The sequence below is a fragment of the Nocardioides sp. cx-169 genome, assembly GCF_021083605.1.
GTDB lineage: Bacteria > Actinomycetota > Actinomycetes > Propionibacteriales > Nocardioidaceae > Nocardioides.
On the sequence record NZ_JAJNRO010000027.1, the window covers coordinates 1 to 978 of the forward strand.

1 protein-coding gene is annotated in these 978 nt (G+C 63.7%); it reads right to left on the minus strand.

From position 1 onward, the window contains the following. Window positions 1-96: 96 nt before the first annotated feature. Window positions 97-930, minus strand: coding sequence for a phytanoyl-CoA dioxygenase family protein (locus LRP67_RS21155; RefSeq protein WP_231272323.1), 834 nt, complete (start codon window positions 928-930; stop codon window positions 97-99). Window positions 931-978 lie beyond the last annotated feature (48 nt).

The following is a 978-nucleotide window of genomic DNA, read 5'->3' on the forward strand; positions in this document are numbered from 1 at the left end:
GGCGGCCGAGAAGGTGGGCGTAGGAGCGTCCCAGTCCTCGCCCGGCTCCGGTGACTACGGCGACGCGGTCGTCGAAGCGGTACTTCTCGCTCCCCGTCACTTGACTGTGAAGCCGTCGATGAAGCCCTCGGGGCCTACCCGCGGGAAGACGCCGCTATCGGTGAGGGGCGTCCCGGGCGTCAGCTTGAACTTGTCGTAGTGGGTGTGGGGCAGATTGATGTAGCGGGTATCGGTGCGGTGGTATCGCAGACCCACTGCCTCGCGTCGGCTCTCACCGTTGTTGGCAACAGCGCCGTGGACCGTCAGCTCCCAGTGAGCTTGGGCGTCACCGGCCTTCATCGCCTTGCCACCGACGATCTCACTGGAACTCAATTGCGGGTAGACCTCGCGGATGTCGTCCCCACCGATCAGCCCGAGCGGACCTTCGCGGTGCGAGCCCTTGAGGTAGCGCAGCGGGCCCATATCTTCAGTGATATCCACCAGCGCGATCCACACCGTCACATTCCCCCACCGGTCAAACGGCCAGAAGGAGAAGTCCTGGTGGAACGGGGTCGGGCTCGCGCCGACCGGCTTGAAGAAACTGAGGTCGGTGCAGAGCACTGCGTCCTCACGCCTCATCAGAGAGGTAACCGCGCTCGAAACCCTCCGCGAGGTCGCGACACCATGCACGAAGGGACTCTCCCAGGCAACGGCCTCGTGCTGCAGGAGCTGAGTCGGGTCCGAAGGCCCGCCTCCCGCAACCGGGGACTCCTTCAACCTCGCCCCCAGCAAGGTTTCACGGAGCTCCGCTACCGTCTCCTGGTCGAGCAGACCAGGCAACGGAGCCCAGCCATCCTCATGCAGCGAGACGATCTGCTCCTCCGTAATCGGGTAGGCCGTATCTAGCCCACGGTCCTCATGGGGCGCCTTCTTCAAAGTTTCCGTAGACATGACACAGTCTCCCGTTTCGTGATGTGAGATGAAGGGACTTGTAGAGCG

Excerpts from the sequence above, each read along its gene's own strand:
- LRP67_RS21155 (WP_231272323.1), bottom strand. The coding sequence starts at position 930 with ATGTCTACGGAAACTTTGAAGAAGGCGCCCCATGAGGACCGTGGGCTA.